The organism is Halomonas koreensis (assembly GCF_031451675.1).
Classification (GTDB): domain Bacteria; phylum Pseudomonadota; class Gammaproteobacteria; order Pseudomonadales; family Halomonadaceae; genus Halomonas; species Halomonas koreensis.
In genome coordinates this window covers 1-18405 of record NZ_JARWAK010000019.1, presented here as the reverse complement: position 1 = coordinate 18405, position 18405 = coordinate 1, and the positions used below count along the sequence as shown (strand labels likewise).

Annotated in this window: 15 protein-coding genes; 11 read left to right on the top strand and 4 right to left on the bottom strand. The window is 71.4% G+C overall.

The window, feature by feature from the left end; genetic code table 11:
• Positions 1-27: 27 nt before the first annotated feature.
• Together tkt and QC818_RS16755 are read right to left on the bottom strand one after the other, a co-directional pair.
• Positions 28-2031, bottom strand: a complete 2004-nt coding sequence (gene tkt / locus QC818_RS16760; RefSeq protein ID WP_309654010.1) for a transketolase — start codon at positions 2029-2031, stop codon at positions 28-30.
• Between the two features lie 206 nt (positions 2032-2237).
• Entirely contained in the window at positions 2238-2921 is a 684-nt protein-coding gene (locus tag QC818_RS16755) for a GntR family transcriptional regulator (RefSeq protein ID WP_309654009.1), read from the bottom strand.
• Between the two features lie 88 nt (positions 2922-3009).
• On the opposite strand from QC818_RS16755, the gene QC818_RS16750 reads away from it, so the two are divergent.
• The 9 genes from QC818_RS16750 (at position 3010) to QC818_RS16710 (ending at position 14926) form a co-directional block, all read left to right on the top strand.
• A complete protein-coding gene (locus QC818_RS16750; RefSeq protein WP_309654008.1) occupies positions 3010-5064 on the top strand; it encodes a TonB-dependent receptor family protein in 2055 nt (684 codons plus the stop codon).
• Between the two features lie 151 nt (positions 5065-5215).
• Positions 5216-6301, top strand: coding sequence for an ABC transporter substrate-binding protein (locus QC818_RS16745; RefSeq protein WP_309654007.1), 1086 nt, complete (start codon positions 5216-5218; stop codon positions 6299-6301).
• A complete protein-coding gene (locus tag QC818_RS16740) occupies positions 6298-7365 on the top strand; it encodes a FecCD family ABC transporter permease (RefSeq protein WP_309654006.1) in 1068 nt (355 codons plus the stop codon). The genes QC818_RS16745 and QC818_RS16740 overlap by 4 nt, the downstream gene beginning before the upstream one ends.
• Entirely contained in the window at positions 7365-8180 is an 816-nt protein-coding gene (locus QC818_RS16735; protein WP_309654005.1) for an ABC transporter ATP-binding protein, read from the top strand. Before QC818_RS16740 ends, QC818_RS16735 begins: the two co-directional genes overlap by 1 nt.
• A gap of 130 nt (positions 8181-8310) precedes the next feature.
• A complete protein-coding gene (gene metK / locus QC818_RS16730) occupies positions 8311-9531 on the top strand; it encodes a methionine adenosyltransferase (protein WP_309654004.1) in 1221 nt (406 codons plus the stop codon).
• Positions 9532-9655: 124 nt separating this feature from the next.
• Complete coding sequence (gene ligB / locus QC818_RS16725) at positions 9656-11350, top strand: NAD-dependent DNA ligase LigB (RefSeq protein ID WP_309654003.1); 1695 nt, start codon at positions 9656-9658, stop codon at positions 11348-11350.
• Positions 11351-11416: 66 nt separating this feature from the next.
• Entirely contained in the window at positions 11417-12826 is a 1410-nt protein-coding gene (gene ahcY / locus QC818_RS16720; RefSeq protein WP_309654002.1) for an adenosylhomocysteinase, read from the top strand.
• 43 nt (positions 12827-12869) lie between these two features.
• Positions 12870-14018 carry a GGDEF domain-containing protein gene (locus QC818_RS16715; RefSeq protein WP_309654001.1) on the top strand — a complete coding sequence of 383 codons (1149 nt, stop codon included), beginning with the start codon at positions 12870-12872 and terminating at the stop codon, positions 14016-14018.
• A gap of 86 nt (positions 14019-14104) precedes the next feature.
• Positions 14105-14926, top strand: a complete 822-nt coding sequence (locus QC818_RS16710) for a UDP-2,3-diacylglucosamine diphosphatase (protein ID WP_309654000.1) — start codon at positions 14105-14107, stop codon at positions 14924-14926.
• Here QC818_RS16710 and QC818_RS16705 read toward each other — a convergent pair.
• Complete coding sequence (locus tag QC818_RS16705) at positions 14923-15471, bottom strand: TetR/AcrR family transcriptional regulator (RefSeq protein WP_309653999.1); 549 nt, start codon at positions 15469-15471, stop codon at positions 14923-14925. The genes QC818_RS16710 and QC818_RS16705 overlap by 4 nt on opposite strands.
• A 113-nt stretch (positions 15472-15584) precedes the next feature.
• Here QC818_RS16705 and QC818_RS16700 point away from each other — a divergent pair, with 113 nt between their 5' ends.
• Positions 15585-16238, top strand: a complete 654-nt coding sequence (locus QC818_RS16700) for a glutathione S-transferase family protein (protein WP_309653998.1) — start codon at positions 15585-15587, stop codon at positions 16236-16238.
• Here QC818_RS16700 and QC818_RS16695 read toward each other — a convergent pair.
• Positions 16235-17167, bottom strand: coding sequence for an AEC family transporter (locus QC818_RS16695; protein ID WP_309653997.1), 933 nt, complete (start codon positions 17165-17167; stop codon positions 16235-16237). The genes QC818_RS16700 and QC818_RS16695 overlap by 4 nt on opposite strands.
• 242 nt (positions 17168-17409) lie before the next feature.
• On the opposite strand from QC818_RS16695, the gene metF reads away from it, so the two are divergent.
• Positions 17410-18252, top strand: a complete 843-nt coding sequence (gene metF / locus QC818_RS16690; RefSeq protein ID WP_309653996.1) for a methylenetetrahydrofolate reductase [NAD(P)H] — start codon at positions 17410-17412, stop codon at positions 18250-18252.
• Positions 18253-18405 lie beyond the last annotated feature (153 nt).

Sequence of the window (18405 nt, the reverse complement as noted above, 5' to 3'; positions counted from 1 at the left end):
ATGCGCGATCGCCCGCCGGGGAGCGCGTCACTCGGCGGCGTCGTCCAGCAGCTGCTCGGCCTCGGCCACCAGGTTGTCCACGGTGAAGCCGAAGTGCTTGAACAGGTCGCCGGCCGGGGCGGACTCGCCGAAGCTGTCCATGCCGACGATGCGACCCTCCAGGCCGACGTACTTGTACCAGAAGTCGCGGTGGCCGGCCTCGACGGCGATGCGGTTGCCGACCTCGGCGGGCAGCACGGACTGGCGGTAGGCGGCGTCCTGGGCGTCGAAGACATCGGTGGACGGCATGGAGACCACGCGGATCTGGCGGCCGCTTTCGCTCAGGGCGGCGGCGGCGTCCATGGCCAGGCCGACCTCGGAGCCGGTGGCGATCAGGATCAGCTCGGGGGTGGCCTCGCAGTCCTTGAGCACGTAGCCGCCGCGCTGGATCTCGGCCAGCTGGTGCTTGTCGCGGGCCTGGTGGGGCAGGCCCTGGCGAGAGAAGATCAGCGCGGTGGGGCCGGCGTGGCGCTTGATGGCGACATCCCAGGCCGCGGCGGTCTCCACGGCGTCGCAGGGGCGCCAGGTGGAGAGGTTGGGCGTGGAGCGCAGGGTGGTCAGCTGCTCCACCGGCTGGTGGGTCGGGCCGTCCTCGCCCAGGCCGATGGAGTCGTGGGTGAAGACGTAGATCGCCCGCTGACCCATCAGCGCCGCCATGCGCACGGCGTTGCGCATGTACTCCATGAAGATCAGGAAGGTGGCGCCGTAGGGCACGAAGCCGCCGTGCAGGGCGATACCGTTCATGACCGCGCCCATGCCGAACTCGCGAACCCCGTAGTGCAGGTAGTTGCCACCCGGGGCCTCGGGGGAGATCGCCTCGGCGCCCTGCCAGAAGGTCAGGTTGGACGGCGCCAGGTCGGCGCTGCCGCCGAGCAGCTCGGGCAGCTGCGGGCCGAGCGCGTTGAGGCAGGCCAGGGAGGCCTTGCGGGTGGCGGTGGTCTCGGCCTTGTCCTGGGCCTGCTCGATCAGCGCCTCGCTGGTCAGCTCGGCGGGCAGCTCGCCCTTCTGGCGGCGCAGGAACTCCCGGGCCAGCTCGGGGTGGGCCTCGGCGTAGCGGTCGAAGCGCGCCTGCCAGTCGGCCTGGCGGCTACGGCCGGCCTCGGTGGCGTCCCAGCCCTGGTAGATGTCCTCCGGCACGTGGAAGGGCGCGTGGGGCCAGTCCAGCTGCTGGCGGGCCGCGGCGACCTCGTCGTCGCCCAGCGGGGCGCCATGGCACTCTTCCTTGCCCTGCTTGTTGGGGGCGCCGAAGCCGATCACCGTCTTGCAGACGATCAGGCTGGGCTTGTCGCCGTGGCTGCGCGCCAGCTCGATGGCGGCCTTGACCTCTTCCGGCTTGTGGCCGTCGACGTTGGGCACCACGTGCCAGCCGTAGGCCTCGAAGCGCTTGGCGGTGTCCTCGGTGAACCAGCCCTCGACCTCGCCGTCGATGGAGATGCCGTTGTCGTCGTAGAAGGCGATCAGCTTGCCCAGCTGCTGGGTGCCGGCCAGGGAGCAGGCCTCGTGGGAGACGCCCTCCATCAGGCAGCCGTCGCCCAGGAAGCAGTAGGTGTAGTGATCGACGATCTCGTGACCCGGGCGGTTGAACTGGGCGGCCTGGGCGCGCTCGGCCAGCGCCATGCCCACGGCGTTGGCCAGGCCCTGGCCCAGCGGGCCGGTGGTGGTCTCGATGCCCGGCGCGTAGCCGAACTCGGGGTGACCGGCGGTCTTGGAGTGCAGCTGGCGGAAGTTCTGCAGCTGCTCCAGGTCCAGGTCGTAGCCGGTCAGGTGCAGCAGGGAGTAGAGCAGCATGGAGCCGTGGCCGTTGGACAGCACGAAGCGGTCGCGGTCGGGCCAGTGCGGGTCGGCCGGGTTGTGCTCCAGGTAGTCGTTCCACAGCACCTCGGCGATGTCGGCCATGCCCATGGGCGCGCCGGGGTGGCCGGACTTGGCCTTCTGGACGGCATCCATGGACAGGGCGCGAATGGCATTGGCCAGTTCGAAACGGGACGGCATGGGGGTCAGCTCCTCGCCTGCGGCAGATAGTATGCGGTGACACGGTCTGGCCAGGGGGCGTGGCCGGACGTGGATCCTGGCTGGGATGCGCCGCGGGACGGGGCGGCGCGGTCGAATTCGGGCGGTTATTGTCGCCGAACGGGGCGCGGCCTTCAAATTCGCCGGTCGCGCCCCGCCTTACACCAGGAGATTGGCGCCAGTTTGGGTCAGGTCTCCGGCTCGTCGCCCTGCCGGGCGGCGTCCTCCTGTTTCACCACACGGGGGCGCTGTCGCCATGCGGTGAGGTGGCGGTGGATGACTCCCTGCAAGGCGATGGGATCGTCGGCCTCGAGCGCCGCCAGCATCTCGCGGTGCTCCTCCAGGCTACGCTCCACGCCGCCGGCCTGGGGCCAGCCCGGACCGGCCCCGCGCAGCCCCTGCTCGCGAAGCCAGTTCACTTGGCGCGCCAGGGCGGCATTGCCCGCCAGGTCGGCCAGGGCGCGATGGAAGGCATGGTTGGCCATCGTCATGGCGACGCCGTCCCGGCCCCGGGCGGCGTGCTCGAAGTCCTGCAGGGCGCGCCGCGCCGCGGCCAGCCCGGCCGGCGTCCTGCGCGCCACCATCAGCGGCACCATGGCCTGTTCGATCACCAGTCGCGCCTCGGTCAGTTCCTCGCGCTCTTCCTGGCTCCAGTGGCGCACCCGGTAACCGCGATTGGGCACGTGCTCGATGCTGCCCAGCTCCGCCAGCCGCTCCAGGGCTCCACGTACCACGAAGCGGCTAACGCCGTATTGCTCGGCCAGGGCGTCCTGGCGCAGCCAGCTGCCCGCCGGAAAGCGGCCGCCGCTCATGCCCAGGCGCAGTTGCTCCTGCAGCCAGGCCATCTCGTTGCTGCTCGTGATCTCCGTCATGATTTCCTCCGGCAAATTCCCTTGCAGATTGGCGCCAATTATATATCATCATCGCCATTGTTGATAATCATTACCAAAAGGACACGGCATGCATTCCCGCTTCCGGCTCGCGCCGCTCACCGCCGCCCTGTTGGGCGCTACCCTCGGCACCACCCCCGTCTGGGCCACCGAGGACCTCGCCCTCGACACCCTGGTCGTGTCCAGCGATTGGCTGGGCGCCACCCAGGCGGATCCTCGCACCACGCCCGGCGGACGGCAGGCCCTGGGAGAGGAAACCCTGGAAGCGGGCGAGGTGCGCAATCTCGAGGATGCCCTGGCGCGGGTGCCGGGAGTGCATGTCCAGGACGAGACCGGCACCGGGATCCTGCCCAACATCGGGGTGCGGGGCCTGTCTCCCCGGCGCAGCGAGCGGGTGCAGATCCTGGTCGATGGCATCCCCGCGGCCCTGGGGCCCTACAGTAACATCGGCGTCTCGCTGTTCCCCGTGACCCTGCCCACCCTGGAGCGCGTGGACGTGGTGAGGGGCGGGGCCGCGGTCCCCTATGGCCCCAACAACGTCGGCGGCGTGCTCAACTTCGTCACCCGCGGCATCCCCTACGAGGCCGAGACCCAGCTGCGCGAGCGGCTGACCGTGGATGAGGCCACCGGCCATGTACTGACCGACAGCTACGTCCGCGTCGGCGGCCAGGTCAGCGAGCGCCTGGGGCTACAGATCCAGGCCAACCTGGTACGCGGCGAGGGGAGTCGCGAGCACAGCGACACCGAAGTCGACAACTTCATCGTCGACGGCGAGCTGGCGCTTGACGAGGCCCATACCCTGACCGGTCAGTTGCAGTACTATGGCGTCGACGCCGAGCTGCCCGGAGCCCTGTCGCCCGAGGCCTACGAGCGCGATCGCAGCGACTCTCAACGGCCCCACGACCGCTTCGAGGCCGACACCTGGCGGGGTAACCTGACCTGGCGCTGGCAGCCCAGCGAGGACATCGACTTCAGCTGGCGCCACTTCGGCCATCACAGCGACCGCACCTTCTGGTTCGGCCAGAGCCTGGGCACGGGCTTCCACTGGGCCGATCCGGCCGCGCCCACCACCCATGTGGCCGACTCGCCCCGGCCCTTCCGTGTCTGGGCCAGCGAGCCGCGCCTGGCCCTGCGCCACGGCGACCATACGCTGATGCTGGGCGCCCGCTACCTGGAGGAGAGCGTCGACTTCGACGTCAACCGCCGGGAGCTGGCCACCGCCACCACCAGCGAGGTGCGTCGCTGGGACTTCGAGACCCGGGCCGTGGCGGCCTACGTCAGCGATACCTGGCGGATCGGCGACAGCGGCTGGACCGTCACGCCGGGCCTGCGCTACGAGCACGCCGAGATGGACTTCGAGGACGCCCTGGGCAGCGATGAGGACGACAACCTCGCCGAGGAATGGTTGCCGGGCCTGACCGTTGGCTTCGAGGCCAGCGATGCCTGGTACCTCTTCGCGACCAGCCAGCGTTCCCTGACGCCGGTGCAGCTGGCCCAGGTCACCAACCCCGGTGATGTGGCCAACGAGACCGCCTGGAACCACGAGCTGGGGGCGCGTTTCACCGCCGGCGCCTGGCAGGCCGAGGCCACCGGCTTCCTGATCGACTACGAGGACCAGATCGTCAAGCAGCCGGACAACAGCCTGAAGAACCTCGGCCGCACCCGCTATCAGGGGCTGGAGACCCGCTTGGCCTGGGCGCCTGCCGGTGCGCCTTTGAGCCTGGAAGGGACCTGGACCTGGCTCGATACCGAGCAGCGCGACGGCCAGCATGCCGGCAACGAGGTGCCCAACGCGCCGGAACATCTGCTCAACCTGCATGCCGGCTGGACCCGGGGCGACTGGACCTGGAACCTGAACGGCCGCTACGTGGCCGAGAGCTTCTCGGATGCCGCCAACACCGAGGAGGAGACGGCAGACGGCAGCGCCGGCGAGCTGCCCGACTACTGGCAGGTGGACACCAGCCTCGCCTACCGGCTGCCGGTGGCCGCCGATGCCAGCCTGACCCTGGGCGTGCACAACCTCACCGACCATGACGCCTTCTTCCGCGGCGTGGACGTGAGCCCCGTGGGGCGGGTGCCGCTGCCCGGCCGTGCCTACAGCCTGGGGCTGGACGTGACCTTCTAGGCCTCCCGAACTCGCCCCGCACGCGGTCAGCCGCGTGCGGGGCATTCTCCTGTCAGCATCACCAGTTTCCGGAGTCGCGATGCCCCCCCACGTCTCGCCCCGTCCGACACACCGCTCTCCGCCGATCTGGCCGGTCCTGGGGTGGTTGCTCTTGTGGATCCTGCTGCCTGGTGGTGTCTCGGCCGACGAGATCACGGTAACCGACCTGGCCGGCCGCGAGGTCACCATTCCCCACGGCGCAGAGCGAGTGATCCTCGGCGAAGGCCGCCTGCTCTACACCCTGGCCGCCCTGCGACCCGAGGCCCCCTTCGCACCCCTGGTGGGCTGGCGGGACGAACTCAGGCGCTTCGACGGCGATGTCTGGGCTCGCTATCGGGCACGCTTCCCCCAGGCGGAGTCCCTGGCGACCTTCGGCAAGGCGGCCAACGGCGAGTTCAGCCTCGAGCAGGCCCTGGCCCTCGATCCCGACGCCATCGTCTTCGACCTGGCCGCCTGGTCCGCCCTGCGCGACGGCCCGGCCCTGGCGGTGCTGGAGGCGGCGGGCATCCCGGTGCTGTTCGTCGATTTCCTGACCGAACCGGACCGCCACATGGCACCGAGCGTGCGCCTGCTCGGCCGGCTGTTCGCCGCCGAGGACCGCGCCGAGGCCCTGCTGGCCCTGCGCCGGGAGAGCCTGGAGGCTGTGGCGGCCCGGCTGCCCGACCGCCGGCCCCGGGTGCTGGTGGAGACGGCTGCCGGACTGCATCCGGAATGTTGCCGCAGCGTCGGCGACGATAACCTGGGGCGGGTGGTGCGCCTGGCCGGCGGCGACAACATCGCCGCCGAGCGGATCCCCGGCGTCTTCGGTCGCCTGCATCCCGAATGGGTGCTGGCCGAGGACCCCGAGGTCATCGTCATGACCGGCGGCGACTGGCAGGCCCTGAGCGAGGCGGCGGTGCCCATGGGCTATGACGCTTCTCACGCGTCGGCGCAGGCGGCCATGCGCGCCCTGACCGAGTCGCGCCTGGGCTGGTCCGAGCTGGCCGCCGTGGGTGAAGGGCGCGTCTATGCGCTCTGGCACCAGTTCTACAACACGCCCTATCAGTTCGTGGCGGTGCAGCGCCTGGCCAAGTGGCTGCATCCCGAGGCCATGGCCGACCTGGATCCCGAGGCGCTGTGGCGCCGCCTGCACGACGACTTCCTGCCGCTGCCGGTGGAGGGAGCCGTCTGGGCCGCCCTCGGGGAGGCGGCACCATGAGCCTCGAGGCCGCCGTTTCCGAAGTCCGTCCCGCCCCGGCCGAGAGCTTTCGGCGCCAGGAGGCCCGCCACCGGGCCTGGCTGCTGGCCGGGCTGGGTATGCTGTTGGTCGCCTTCATGGCCGACCTGTTGCTTGGCCCGGGTAAGCATCCCCCGGGTCAGGTGCTCGAGGCCCTGGTGACCCCGGAGCAGGCCGGCCCCCTGGTGCGCATCACCCTGTGGCAGATTCGCTTGCCCACGGCCCTGTTGGCCGTGCTGGCCGGGGCCGGGCTGGCGGTGGCCGGGTCCCAGATGCAGACCGTGCTCGACAACCCCCTGGCCGATCCCTTCACCCTGGGCCTGGCCTCGGCGGCGAGCTTCGGCGCCGCCCTGGCGGTGGTGGCCGGGATCAGCCTGCTGCCACTGGCAGGGCATCTCGCCGCCGCCGGCAATGCCTTCGTCTTCAGCCTGCTGGCGGCGGGCATGATTCACCTGCTCAGTCGCCTGCGGGGCGTGGGGCTGGATACCCTGGTGCTGCTGGGCATCGCCACCATGTTCACCTTCAATGCCCTGCTCGGCCTGCTGCAGTACCTGGCCTCCCCGGACGCCCTGCAGCAGCTGGTGTTCTGGTCGCTGGGCAGCCTATCCCGGCCCAGCGGTCTCAAGCTCGGCCTCATCGCCGCCGTCCTGGCGGGCACCCTGATAGTGAGTCGCCGGCTGGGCTGGCAGCTCGGTGCCCTGCGCCTGGGCGGCATTCAGGCGCAGGCCATGGGTGTGCGGGTGGCCCGGCTGCGTCTGGGCATGCTGGCGGCCATGGCTTTATTGACCGCCGTGGTGGTGGCGGCGGTGGGGACCATCGGCTTCGTCGGGCTGGTGGCGCCGCACATGGCCCGGCTGCTGGTGGGGGAGCAGCAGCGCCACTTCCTGCCGCTGTCGGCCCTGTGCGGCGCCACGCTGATGTGCGTCGCCGACCTGGCCAGCAAGCTGGTGGTGCCGGGGCTGGTGCTGCCCATCGGCATCATCACCGCGCTGGCGGGGCTCCCCGCCTTCTTCCTGCTGATCCTGCGCCGCCGGAGGCCATCCTGATGCACGATGATGACCTGCTCGTCCAGTCCGTCGCCCTCGACGGCCGTCTGGCCATTGAAGGGCCTCTGGCGGCGCCCGCCGGGGCCGTGACGGTGCTCCTGGGGCCCAACGGCGCCGGCAAGTCGACCCTGCTCAAGGCCCTGGCCGGCATCGAGCCGGCCAGGCTGGAAGCGAGCCTGGGGGGGCGGGAATTGGCGACCCTGCCTGCGGCCGAACGGCGCGACGCCTTCTATTACCTGCCCCAGCTGGGGAACAGCCAGGCGGCGCTGAGCGTGCACGAGGCGGTGCTGCTCTCGTACAAGACGCTGCATCCCGGGCGCGTGCGCCCTACGGATCTGGCCAGGGTCGAGGCGGCGCTCGCCGGCATGGGCCTCGAGGCCCTGGCGGGGCGGCGGCTCGCCAGCCTGTCCGGGGGGCAGTACCAGCGCGTGGCCATCGCCCAGGCCGTGGTGCGTCGTCCCCGGATATTGATGATGGACGAGCCCACCAGCGCCTTGGACCTGCATCAGCAGCTGCGGGTGCTGGAGTGGCTGCGTGCGGAGGCGGACAGCGGACGCACCGTATTGCTGGCGCTGCATGACCTCAACCTGGCGGCGCGCTTCGCCGATCGGTGCTGGTTGTTGAAGGAGGGCCGCTGTCGGCTGGCGGGGCCGGCGGGGAGCTGCCTGACGGCCGATCACCTCGAACCGCTGTTCGATGTCCGGCTCGAGGTCGACGCCGGCGAGGACGGCGCGCCACGCATCCAGGCCCTGGGGCTTCGGCAGCGGTGTGTGCCGGGCGGGGAGCCGCTAGGAAGCCGCGCGGCGAGGGTGTAGAATCCGCCCCCAGCCGGTCCGTCCCCGGGCCATGGCGCGCCGTCTCCCGCCTCGCGGGCCTGCGCCACTCCATTACCCTGGCTTCGAGCCCAGACGCCGTCATCCCACTTGCCAGAGGGTCGAGGACGCCATGAGCGAATACTCCCTGTTCACCTCCGAATCCGTGTCCGAGGGGCACCCGGACAAGATCGCCGACCAGATCTCCGACGCGGTGCTCGATGCCATCATCGCCCGGGATAAGAACGCCCGGGTGGCCTGCGAGACCATGGTCAAGACCGGCGTGGCCATCGTGGCCGGCGAGATCACCACCTCCGCCTGGGTCGACCTCGAGGACCTGGTGCGCCGGGTGATCACCGACATCGGCTACACCTCCTCGGACGTCGGCTTCGACGGCGAGACCTGCGGCGTGCTCAACCTGATCGGCAAGCAGAGCGTGGACATCGCCCAGGGCGTCGACCGCTCCAAGCCCGAGGACCAGGGCGCCGGCGACCAGGGCCTGATGTTCGGCTACGCCACCGACGAGACCGACTCCTACATGCCGGCGCCGATCCACTACTCGCACCGCCTGGTGGAGCGCCAGGCGGAGCTGCGCCACCACGGCCTGCTGCCCTGGCTGCGGCCGGACGCCAAGAGCCAGCTGACCTTCCGCTACGACGAGCACGGCAAGCCCTGCGCCGTGGACGCCGTGGTGCTGTCCACCCAGCACGACCCGGACATCGACCAGGAAGAGCTGCGCGAGATGGTCAAGCGCGAGCTGATCGAGCAGGTGATCCCCGCCGAGTGGCTGACCGACACCACCCAGTACCACATCAATCCCACCGGCAAGTTCGTCATCGGCGGGCCGGTGGGCGACTGCGGCCTGACCGGGCGCAAGATCATCGTCGACACCTACGGCGGCATGGCTCGCCACGGCGGCGGCGCCTTCTCCGGCAAGGACCCGTCCAAGGTCGATCGCAGCGCCGCCTACGCCGGCCGCTACGTGGCCAAGAACATCGTCGCCGCGGGCCTGGCCGAGCGCTGCGAGATCCAGGTGTCCTACGCCATCGGCGTCGCCGAGCCGACCTCGGTGTCGGTGAACACCTTCGGCACCGGCAAGATCAGCGACGAGCGCATCGTCGCCCTGGTCCGCGAGCACTTCGACCTGCGGCCCAACGCCATCACCCGCATGCTCGACCTGCTGCATCCCATGTACCGGCTGACCGCGGCCTACGGCCACTTCGGCCGCGAGCCCTTCGAGACCAGCTACACCTGGACCGACACCCAGGGCGAGCAGCACACCGAGACCTTCACCGCCTTCCCCTGGGAGAAGGTCGACCGCGCCCAGGCGCTGCGCGACGCCGCCGGCCTCTAAGCCGTACGCCGCGGGATGGCCGATCGGATCGGCGATCTCGCACACCGCCTGAGGGCCCCGCCCGGCATCGCCGGGCGGGGCCCTTTGCTAGGGTCCCGGTAGGCCCCTGCCGGGAGCGCCCGCCATGCGCCGTCGCCTCGCCCTGCTCCTCTGGGCGGTGTCCCTGCCGCTGTTCGCCGCCGACTGCCCCGACTGGACGGCCGTTCGCGCCGAACGCGAGCTCGCCGCCCTCCATGCACGCCTGAGCGCCTGGAACGCCGCCTATCGCCGCGAGGGCACCTCGCCGGTGAGCGACGCCGTCTACGACCAGGCCGGCGCCCGCCTCGACGCCTGGCGAAACTGCTTTCCCGACCTCGCCCGCGAGGCGAGACCGTCGACGGCCGGCCCGGCCGGCGAGCTCGTCCACCCCGTGCCCCAGGCCGGGCTCGCCAAGCTCGATGACGGGGCGGCGGTGCGCGCCTGGCTCGCGCGGCGCGACGATGTCTGGCTGCAGCCCAAGGTGGACGGGGTGGCGGTGACCCTGGTCTACGAGGGCGGTCGGCTGGTGCGCGCCATCAGCCGCGGCGACGGCCGACGTGGCCAGGACTGGACGGATCGGGCCCGCGGGCTCCCCGCGGTGCCCGAGCGCCTGCCGGCCTCGGCCCCCGAACGGCTGGTGCTGCAGGGCGAACTCTACCGGCGCCTGGACGATCACGTGCAGGCGGAGGCGGGCAGTGCCGGGGCGCGCGGCGACGTGGTCGGCTGGCTGGCCCGGGAGCGGCTCGACGCGGCTCGGGCGGCACGGATCGGCCTGTTCGTGTGGGGCTGGCCGGACGGGCCCTCGACCATGGCGGAGCGCCTCGCGGGCCTCGAGGCCTTGGGCTTTCCCGACACCGCGCGCTGGAGCCGGCCCGTCGGCGATCTCGACGCGGTGCGCGCCCGGCGCGAGGCCTGGTATCGGGGCCCCCTGCCCTTCGCCACCGACGGGGTGGTGCTCAAGCAGGGCCGCCGGCCGGGCATCGCGGCCCGCCGCGCCGAGCCGCCGCGCTGGGCCGCGGCCTGGAAGCACCCGCCCCGGGAGGCGCTCGCCGAGGTGCGCGGCGTGGCCTTCCCGGTCGGCCGCACCGGGCGCATCACCCCGCTGCTGCACCTGGTGCCGGTGGAGCTCGACGGGCGCACCCTGCGGCGCGTGTCCGTCGGCTCCCTGGAACGCTGGGAGGCGCTGGACATCCGTCCCGGGGATCGGGTGGTCGTGGCCCTGGCCGGGCTGACGATTCCGCGCCTCGAGGGCGTGGCCTGGCGGGCCGCCGAGCGAGCCGCGGTGACGCCGCCGGGGCCGGATGCCCATCATCGGCTGAGCTGCTGGCATCCCCGGCCCGGCTGCGAGGGGCAGTTCCTCGCCCGTCTCGCCTGGCTGTCCGGAGAGCGGGCGCTGGACATCCCCGGAGTGGGCCCGGGCACCTGGCGGGCCCTGGTGGCGGCCGGCCGGGTGGACGGCCTGCTCGACTGGCTGGCGCTCTCGCCGGCGGCGCTGGTCACGGCGGAGGGCATCGGCGAGGTGCGGGCCGCACGGCTGGCGTCGGCGTTCGCCGCGGCCCGCTCCCGCCCCTTCGCCGCCTGGCTCGCGGCCCTGGGGCCGCCACCCGGCTGGGAGTCGGGGGCGGCGCCGGGGTGGTCGGCCCTGGCGGCGCGCTCCCCGGCCGAGTGGCGGGCCCTGCCCGGCGTGGGGGCGGTGAGGGCCGAGGCGCTGGGCGACTTCTTCTCGCATCCCGAGGTGCGGCGCCTGGCGGCGCGGCTCGCCGAGGCCGGGATCGCCGGATTCCGGCCTCGGCAACGTTGATTGTCCGCCGCTTTCCGGGCTGCCTATAGTGAAGGTCACGCTTTTCGCCGTGAAAAGAGGTGACGCATGAACCAGCCCGCCGTTTCCGCGCCCCAGGCCGCCGACCACAAGGTCGCCGACCTTGCCCTCGCCGACTGGGGGCGTCGGGAGATCCGCATCGCCGAGACCGAGATGCCCGCCCTGATGGCGATCCGCGCCAAGTATCGCGAGGCGCAGCCCCTGGCCGGGGCGCGCATCGCCGGCTGCATCCACATGACCATCCAGACCGCGGTGCTGATCGAGACCCTCGTCGACCTGGGGGCCTCGGTGCGCTGGTCGTCGTGCAACGTCTTCTCCACCCAGGACCATGCCGCGGCGGCGATCGCCGCCGCCGGCATCCCGGTGTTCGCCTGGAAGGGTGAGACCGAGGAGGAGTTCTGGTGGTGCATCGAGCAGACCGTGGAGGGGCCGGACGGCTGGACCCCGAACCTGGTGCTCGACGACGGCGGCGACCTCACCGCCCTGCTGCACGACCAGCGCCCCGAGCGGCTCGAGGCCATCCACGGCATCAGCGAGGAGACCACCACCGGGGTGCACCGCCTGCAGGAGATGCTGCGCGACGGCACGCTGCGGGTGCCGGCGATCAACGTCAACGATGCGGTGACCAAGTCCAAGAACGACAACAAGTACGGCTGCCGCCACTCGCTGAACGACGCCATCAAGCGCGGCGTCGACCACCTGCTGGCCGGCAAGCAGGCCCTGGTGATGGGCTACGGCGATGTGGGCAAGGGCTCGGCGGCCTCGCTGCGCCAGGAGGGCATGATCGTCAAGGTGGCCGAGATCGATCCGATCTGCGCCATGCAGGCCTGCATGGACGGCTTCGAGGTGGTCTCGCCCTACCGCGAGGGCGTCAACCGCGGCATGGAGAGCATCGACCGCGAGCTGCTGTCGCGCCTCGACCTGGTGGTCACCGCCACCGGCAACATCGACGCCTGCGACGCGCCGATGCTCAAGTCGCTGAAGCGCGGCGCCGTGGTCTGCAACATCGGCCACTTCGACAGCGAGATCGATACCGCCTACATGCGCCGCCAGTGGCACTGGGAGGAGGTCAAGCCCCAGGTGCACAAGGTCTACCGCGACAGCGATCCCGGGGACTACGCCCCGGACAGCCGCGACTACCTGATCCTGCTCGCCGAGGGCCGGCTGGTGAACCTGGGCAACGCCACCGGCCATCCGTCGCGGGTCATGGATGGCTCCTTCGCCAACCAGGTGCTGGCGCAGATGCACCTCTACGAGCGCCGCTTCGCCGACCTCGACGCCGCCGCCCGCCGCGAGGCCCTGGGCGTCGCGGTGCTGCCCCGCCACCTGGACGAGGAAGTCGCGCGCTACATGGTGGAGGGCTTCGGCGGCGTGGTCACGCGCCTCAGCGAGGCCCAGTCGGACTATACCGGGATCCCGGTGGAAGGCCCCTTCAAGCCCGACGCCTACCGCTACTGATCCCCGGCCAGCGGGCGGCGGTCGTCGCCCCGGGAGGGTACCGGTGGAGGGCAAGCCGGAACCGACGGCGCTGGAGCGCGAGCAGCAGGCGCGGCTGAACGCCGCCCTGCTGGCCTGCGGGGTGATCGGCCTGCTGTGCTACCTGCCGTTCGATGTCTGGATGGTCCCGGAGCGCTGGCAGGCGCTGTGGGCCGGCCGGTTCTCGGCGGTGGCGCTGCTGGTCGCCTGCCTGGCCTGGCAGTATCGGCGGCCGGCGCGCAGCGAGCGGGCCCTGCTGATCGGGGCGCTGGGCTCCCAGCTGTATCTGTCCTGGGGCGCCTCCCAGGTCGCCGATCCCTATGCCTTCTTCTTCTGGAACCAGAGCCAGGCGGTGGCGATGTTCGTGCTGCTGCCGGTGGTGGGCGTCTGGCGGCTGCGCTGCATGCTGCTGCACAACCTGGTGATGCTGGTGGCCTACGCCAGCTGCTTCGTGGTCTGGAGCCCCTTCGGCCTCGGCGACCTGCTGCGGCTGGGCGGCGTCTTCCTGATCATCGGCTGGCTGATCTCGCCGCTGCTGTCCTACGTGCGCTACGACAGCTTCCATCGCGCCGCCGCGCTGAGCCAGGCCCTGCGGCTGCGCAACGCCGAGCTGACCCGGGCCAACCAGGCGCTGGCCGCCCGCCAGCGCGAGCTGACCTACCTGGCCAACTATGACGTCATGACCGAGCTGGCCAACCGCCGCTGGGGCATGGTCTTCCTGCGCGAGGCGCTGGACGACTGTCGGCGACGGGGCCTGCCGCTGTCGGTGTTGCTGGTCGACATCGACGGACTGAAGGTCGTCAATGACGCCCACGGCCATGCCTGCGGCGATCGCCTGATCCGCCACGTGGCCGGCGGCATCGCCGACCAGCTGCGTCCCGGGGAGCTGGCCTGTCGCCTGGGCGGCGACGAGTTCCTGATGATCCTGCCCGGCGTGCCGGCGGCCGACGGCGAGGCCCGGGGGCGGCGGCTCGCCGGGGCGCTGGCCGCCACCCCCTGGGAGGCGGCCATGGACGAGGCCAGCGTCAGCGTCGGCGTGGCCGAGGCGAGCCCCCGGGACGCGGGGGCGGGCGACCTGGATGCCCTGATCCAGCGCGCCGACAGCGCCATGTACGTGCACAAGCGCCATGCCCGGGCGCGCTATCGCGCCGCCCGCGATGCCGATGGCTCCTGAGGCGGGTCACCGAAGCGTCACGGGGCCGCCAAGCGGCTGTCATGGCCGTGCGGCAAGCTGGTCCGGCCATGACAGGAGATCGGCCCATGACGCGCCTCACCGCCCGCACCCTCTTCGTCTCCGATATCCACCTGGGCACCCGGGACTGCCAGGCGGCGCTGCTGGCCAGCCTGCTGCGCCGGGTACGGCCCGAACGCCTCTACCTGGTGGGCGACATCATCGACCTGCTGGCCATGCGCAAGCGGGCGGTGCTGCCGCCGGACCAGCAGCGCCTGGCCGCCCGCCTGTTGCGTCTGGCCCGCGGCGGCTGCGAGATCATCTACATTCCCGGCAACCATGACGCCGCCCTGCGCCGGCTGTGCGGGCTGAGGGTGCATCGGGTGCGCATCGAGCGTCGCGCGATTCACGCCACCGCCGACGGCCGGCGGCTGCTGGTCAGCCACGGCGACGAGTTCGATACCCATGTGCGCATCGCGCCCTGGCTGCTGGCGCTGGGGGACGGCATGCACCAGTTCGTGCTGTCGCTCAATCGCTGGTGCAACCGCACCCGCGCGCTGCTGGGGCTGCCCTACTGGTCGCTGGCCAGCGCGCTCAAGCGCCGGGTTGGCGCGGCCCAGCGCTATGTCGCCCAGTTCGAGCAGGCGGCCCTGCACCAGGCGGCCCGGGAAGGCCTGGACGGCTATGTCGGCGGGCATATCCACAAGGCCGGCTTCCGGGGCCGGGACGGGGTGCTCTACTGCAACGACGGCGACTGGGTGGAGCACTGCACGGCGCTGCTGGAGACCCCGGACGGCCACCTGCAGCTGATCGACTGGCGGGGGGAGGTGATCGAGCACGAGCCGGTCATGGCGGCGTCGGCCGTGCCCGGGGCGACGGACGTACTCGCCGCGGCGGCGCGTGCCTCCTAGTCATCGTCCTCCGGCGACACCTGGGCCCGGCAGGCCGCCAGGACCTCCTCGGCCAGGGTGTCATCGCTGAGGGTGCGGGCGATCGCCATGCCGCCGATCAGGGCCACCGCCCGCTGCAGCGTCCGCTCGCGATCGGGTGATGAGGCATCGGCGTCCTGGCAGCGTGCCACGAAGCCGGCGAACAGTCGGGTGTAGGTGTCGCGAACCCGCTTGTCCTGCTGGGCGACATCGCTGACCAGGCAGGCCAGGGGGCAGTTGATGGCCTCTCCCTGGCGATGGGCCTGGCTCAGGTAGCCGGGGGCGAGTTCCCGGGGAGCGACGCCCTCCAGTCGGTGAGCCTGGGAGCGGGCGGCGTGGAGGAGCGACTCGGCGTGGAGCTCGCCCTTGGAGGCGAAGTGCGCGTAGAAGGCGCCGCGCGTCAGGCCGGCGTGGCGCATGACGTCATCGATGCTCGCTTCGGTGAAGCCGTGGTGGGTGAACAGCGTCGCGGCGGCCTCCAGGATGCGATGGCGAGTCCGGACCTTGTGATCGGCGCTCCAGGGCATGGCGATTCTCCTCGTGGCTGATCCCGCCAGGATGGCATCTCGTGACCATATGTTCTTGAACATATGGTGATGCGGACTAGCCTGCCATCATCCCCCACCGAAGGAGTCCCGAGATGACCGCCTCCGTGCATATCGTCGGCCCCCAGTTCAGCACCTTCGTGCGCAGCGTCCAGCTGTGCTGCGAGGAGAAGGGCATCCCCTACACCCTGGGCGCCGAGGTCGATGGCCGCCCCGTTACCCTGCATTCCCCCGAGCACTATGCGCTGCATCCCTTCGGCAAGATCCCGATCCTGCTGCACGGCGAGCGGCGCCTGATCGAGACGCCGAGCATCTGTCGCTACCTGGACGCGGCCTTCGACGGGCCCGCCCTGCAGCCCGCGGATCCCTGGGCGCGGGCCCGGGTGGACCAGTGGACCGGGCTGCTGGCCGGCTACGTGGATCAGGCCCTTGTGCGGCGCTACCTGCTGGAGTTCGTGTTCCCGCAGGGCGAGGGCGGCGCCGTGCGCGAGGAGGCGGTGACCGCAGCCCAGCCCGAGGTGGCCCGGGTGCTGGGCCTGCTGGAGGGACAGCTGGCCGGCGGCGCCTACCTGGTGGGCGACGCCTTCTCCATCGCCGACGCCATCGCCGCGCCGATGCTCGACTATCTCGTCGGGCTGCCGGCCGCCGAGGCCTTCCTCGCCGAGACGCCGGAACTGGTGGCCTATGTCGAGCGGCTCAGGGCCCGGCCCGCCGCGGGCCGGGTGCTGGTGGCGCCGGAGCTGGGCTAGCCGCCGACGAGGGGCCGCATCCAGCCCAGGTAGAGCGGAATGAGCAGGGGGGCGGCCAGGGTGGTCAGCAGCACCGCCAGGGCGCCCTTCTCCGGGGCGATGCCGAGCTCCATGGCCACCACCACCACGTTGGCGGCCATCGGCACCACGCCGATCAGCAGCAGCGCCATGGCCAGCTCCGGCGCGATCCCCAGGGTGGCCTGCAGGCCCCACGCCGCCCCCAGTGCCAGCAGCGGCCAGAGGACGTAACGCACCGCCACGCAGGCGCCGATGAAGCGCCAATCCAGTTGGCGAATGGTCACCCGCCCCAGGGTCATGCCGATGATCATCATGCCGAGCAGGGTGTAGGTGGGCGGGAAGACCTCCAGGCCCTCCAGGACCGCCGCCGGCAGCGCGAGCCCGGCGCCCTCCACCGCCAGCGCCGCCAGGAAGGCGTAGATCAGCGGCAGGCGCAGGATCTTGATCAGGCTGTCGCGCATCGAGAAGCGGCCGCGGGCGCTCAGGTAGAAGCCCAGGGTGAACTCGTAGAGGGTGATGCCCAGCACCCCGAACAGGTAGAGGGTCACGCCCGTCGGCGGCAGCAGCACCAGCGCCACCGGCAGGCCGAAGTAGCCGGTGTTGCCGGTCCCGGAGGAGAAGGCCAGCACCGCGGCCTCCTCGTCGGGCAGGGTGCGGCGGGCCAGCCGGCTGATCGCCAGCGCCACCAGGCCGGCCGCGACGAACAGCGCCGCGGTGACCAGCAGGTAGGCCGGCGTCGGCCCGCCCTGGATCAGGCCGCGGAAGAAGGTCAGCGGGGCGATCAAGTAGATCAGCAGAGTGGCGATGGGACGCGGGTCGACGGCCAGCCGGCGGGCGGCCAGCCAGCCCAGTGCGACGAAGGCCAGCAGCGTCCACAGCGGGCCCATCAGGGTGTCGGGATCGAGGTTCATGCGTCGCCTTCCTTGTCGAGCGGGGCCTCATGATGCCTGCCCGGATCGAGGCTGTCAGGCGTCGCGCCGGGCTCTTAGTATCATTGGTTATTAGCGGCGGGGTTTTTATATGAAAGAAATCGATGCAGAATGACGAAACTTTCATTGGTCGCCGCGCCCGGGGCTGGTCACAATGTCGCCATCAGCCCGTCGCCGGACGCCGGCGGCGCCCCCTTCACCGCTCCCTCAGGAGGACCGGACCGATGAGCGCACAAGAGCACCCGCTGGGGATCAGCTTCGAATTCTTCCCGCCCAACACCGAGGCGGGGCGCGACAAGCTGATGCGCACCCGGGATGCCCTGGCGGAGCGTCGCCCGCGGTTCTTCTCGGTGACCTACGGCGCCGGCGGCTCGACCCAGCATCGCACCCTGAACACCGTGCGCTCGGTGCGCGAGTCCGGCTTCACCACCGCGCCGCACCTGTCGTGCATCGGCAGCGAGAAGGCGGCGCTGCGCGACCTGCTGACCCAGTACCGCGAGGAGGGCATCGACAGCCTGGTGGCCCTGCGCGGCGACCTGCCGTCCGGCATGGGCGGCATCGGCGAGCTGCGCTACGCCAACGAGCTGGTCGAGTTCATCCGCGAGGAGACCGGCGATCACTTCGAGATCGCGGTGGCCGCCTATCCGGAGTCCCATCCCCAGGCGCCGAGCTTCGAGCACGACCTGACGAACTTCGCCCGCAAGATGCAGGCCGGGGCCGATCTCGCCATCACCCAGTACTTCTTCACCGCCGACGCCTACTTCCACTTCGTCGAGCGGGCCCGCGCCCTGGGCGTGGAGGCGCCGATCGTGCCGGGCATCATGCCGATCACCAACTACGCCAAGCTGGCGCGATTCTCCGACGCCTGCGGCGCCGAGATCCCGCGCTGGATCCGCAAGCAGCTCGAGGCCTACGGCGACGACAGCCAGGCCATCGCCGACTTCGGCGAGGAGGTCATCTCGCGGCTGTGCCAGCGGCTGCTCGACGGCGGCGCGCCGGGGCTGCACTTCTACACGCTCAACCAGGCCGAGCCGACCCTCAAGGTGCTGGACAATATCTCCGCCTGAACCCCGCCGGCCGGGCATGCAGCCCGGCTGCACTTGCGCTCCGTACCGGCCTCAACCAGGCCGAGCCGACCCTCAAGGTGCTGGACAATATCTCCGCCTGAACCCCGCCGGCCGGGCATGCAGCCCGGCTGCACTTGCGCTCCGTACCGGCCT